This window comes from Burkholderia sp. E168m15 (genome assembly GCF_016586105.1).
Classification (GTDB): domain Bacteria; phylum Pseudomonadota; class Gammaproteobacteria; order Burkholderiales; family Burkholderiaceae; genus Burkholderia; species Burkholderia orbicola.
In genome coordinates this window covers 1-2,936 of sequence record NZ_BCPO01000203.1, presented here as the reverse complement: position 1 = coordinate 2,936, position 2,936 = coordinate 1, and the positions used below count along the sequence as shown (strand labels likewise).

The 2,936-nt window shown below is 67.8% G+C and carries 2 protein-coding genes and 1 pseudogene; 2 read left to right on the top strand and 1 reads right to left on the bottom strand.

The window, feature by feature from the left end; genetic code table 11:
* Positions 1 to 310: 310 nt before the first annotated feature.
* Together JMF86_RS31470 and JMF86_RS31465 are read left to right on the top strand one after the other, a co-directional pair.
* Positions 311 to 1,222, top strand: coding sequence for a DUF72 domain-containing protein (locus tag JMF86_RS31470; RefSeq protein ID WP_011549922.1), 912 nt, complete (start codon positions 311 to 313; stop codon positions 1,220 to 1,222).
* Positions 1,223 to 1,392: 170 nt separating this feature from the next.
* On the top strand, positions 1,393 to 1,563 hold the full coding sequence (locus JMF86_RS31465) for a hypothetical protein (RefSeq protein ID WP_006397039.1): 171 nt from the start codon (positions 1,393 to 1,395) through the stop codon (positions 1,561 to 1,563).
* A 274-nt stretch (positions 1,564 to 1,837) separates the two neighbouring features.
* Here JMF86_RS31465 and JMF86_RS31460 read toward each other — a convergent pair.
* Positions 1,838 to 2,936, bottom strand: a pseudogene (locus tag JMF86_RS31460) (hypothetical protein); the annotation flags it as partial.

The following is a 2,936-nucleotide window of genomic DNA, read 5'->3' as shown; positions in this document are numbered from 1 at the left end:
CGCGCCGCCCCGTCCCTGTCTCCATCCACATCGTTTCGATACTCCGTCGTGCTGGGTTGGCCCGTTCGGCCGGATCGGCGGACCGCGGGTCGCCGGGGTCCGTCCGGTGGTGTCGTGATTGCCGTGCTGGCGAAGGCAGTGAGGCGTGGAGCGTCGGGATGCACCGTCCGGTCGCGCCGTTCGCGAGCGCAGCGATCATACCGGCCGAACGTGGCGCGGTCTTTAAAAAAATCAAATCGACGAAGGCGGAGGCACGCAGATTGCTCGTCGCACGGACCGCACCAGGAACCCGGCGCAACCGGGCATCGACGTGACACGCACATCCGGCAGGATTCACATCGGCATTTCAGGCTGGCGCTACCCCGGCTGGCGAGGGACGTTCTATCCGGCCGACCTGAAACAGGCCAGCGAGCTGCAGTATGCATCGGGCCGCATGCAGACGATCGAGATCAACGGCACGCACTACAGCTTGCAAGCGCCTGACAGTTGGCGGCGCTGGTACGCCGACACACCGCCCGGGTTCGTGTTCAGCGTGAAAGGCTCGCGCTATCTGACGCACATGCTGCGCTTTCGCGGCGAAACGGCCACGACCGCGTGCGCGAATTTTTTCGCTCAGGGGCTGTTCGCGCTGAAGGACAAGCTGGGGCCGCTGCTGTGGCAATTTCCACCGTCGCTGCGTTTCGATCCGGCGCACATGGAACGCTTCCTGAGCCTGCTGCCGCCCGACACGGAAGCGGCGCTCGCGCTCGCCCGACGGCACGATGCGCGGGTGCGTGAACCGTATCTGCAGATCGACCGCAAGCGAGCGTTGCGTCATGCGGTGGAAGTGCGGCACGACAGCTTCGTGGACCCGGCGTTCGTGAAACTGCTGCGCCGCCACAAGGTCGCGCTCGTCGTGTCGGATTCGACCGAGGCGTGGCCGCAGTTCGAGGATCTGAGCGCACGCTTCGTCTACATCCGGCTGCACGGCACCGAAACGAAGTATTCGGGCGAATACGCCGATGCGGCACTCGAACGATGGGCGCGCAGAATCGAAGCGTGGAGCCGGGGCACGCAGCCGGACGATGCGCGTCTCGCCGCACCGGCGCTGCCACCGCCGCGCGCGGCGACGCGCGACGTGTACTGCTATTTCGACAACGACACGAAAACGCAAGCGCCGTTCGACGCCGGGCGGCTGATGGATCGGCTCGGGCTGCATGCGCACGATGCGGCGCCGCAATGAAACGCTCGGCAGGCTATGACCATCGGGAATGTCGTCCGCCGTCGCATGGGCAGGCGCGCAATATGCTCCTGCACTCGCGGATCGCGCCCTTCATCGCGCTCGCCGCGCGCCGGTAAATTTTGCAAGACCGGCAACCGGCATCATGGGCCAATACTGCAAGGAGAAAAACGATGACCCTGCTTATCTATCTGGTCGGATGGATCATCTTCATCGGCGGCGTCGCCTGGGGTTTGATGACGCTGCACGTCTCTCAGCACATCATCGAGATCGTGGCCGTCATCCTGTTCGGCATCGCGGTCATCACCGGCGCGACGCGCGCCCGGAATCGCGACCGGTCGTAGTGTCACGGCGCGTCGCGCGCCGGTAGTCGCTCGTTGCGTCGGGTTCGACGTGCGAGCGTCAATCCGATTCTTCGCATTCCTTACGCTTCTGGTCGATCTAGCGTGGGACGTCGTGCGTCATCGCTACGGTGGCGATCTGCAGTCGAATGCAAAGCGGCGCGTCAGCGAAACGAGCAAGCGGGAATCCCGAATCGTGATCCCGCCGTGCTTGTACGTGACGCGCCCGAATGTTCCCGGCCACCCATTGACTGCGGCGGCCGGGTGCTCACGTCGCTTACTTCCTCGGCAGCGGCGCGGTCAGCGAGCTGACGAGCGACGTCACCGGCGCCAGCAGACCGCCGCCTGCCCCGGCACTGCCCCCTTGCGCGGAATCGCTGTTCAGCGAAACCGCCAGCGCCGGGAGCACGCCGGCCACCGATCCGACAGCCGAACCGACCGAATGCACCGCCGCGTTGGCGATCGTCGCGCCGCCGGAGACGAGCGCGCCGACTGCATTGGTCGCGCCGCCGACCGCACCGGCCGCCGTGCCACCGTTGAGCGCGACACTCAGTGCCGGAAGCGTGCCTGCGATCGCGCCCGTCGTGCTGGTTACGGTGTTCGCCAGCGTACCCGTCAGGCCGGTCGTGACCGCCGCGAGGGAGCCGGCCGCGCCGGTTGCGCCCGTGAGAACGCCGGTTCCGGCGCCGGCGATGCCGCCTGCGCCGCTCGTGGCCGATCCGATCAATGACGTGACCGCCGATGCGAGCGGCGTGATCGCCGCCGTGCCGCTGCCGGCGACGCCGGTTACCGCGCCGGACACTGCGCCGATCGCGCCGGTGGCGGCACCAACCGGCAGCGATCCGCCGAGATTGCCGACGATGCTCGTGATCGGCGTGATCAGCGCGCCGCCGTTGCCCGCGACACCGGTGACGGCGTTGACGACACCCGTGCCGGTGTTGGCTACCGTGCCGACGATGCTGCCGAGACCGCCGGTCGCGCCACCGACACCGCCCAGTGTGCCAGTCAGTGTTCCGACTGCGCCGGTTGCCGTGTTCGCCACCGTACTGACGACGCCACCAAGACCACCGGTCCCGCCTCCAACACCACCCAGTGCGCCGGTCAGCGTTCCGACTGCGCCCGTTGCCGTGTTCGCCACCGTGCCGACGACGCCGCCGAGGCCGCCGGTCCCGCCTCCGACGCCACCCAGTGCGCCGGTCAGCGTTCCGACTGCGCCCGTTGCCGTGTTCGCTACCGTGCCGACGACGCCGCCGAGACCACCAGTCCCGCCTCCGATGCCACCCAGTGCGCCGGTCAGCGTCCCGACTGCGCCCGTCGCTGTGTTTGCTACCGTGCCAACGATGCCGCCGAGACCACCAGTCCCGCCTCCGACGCCA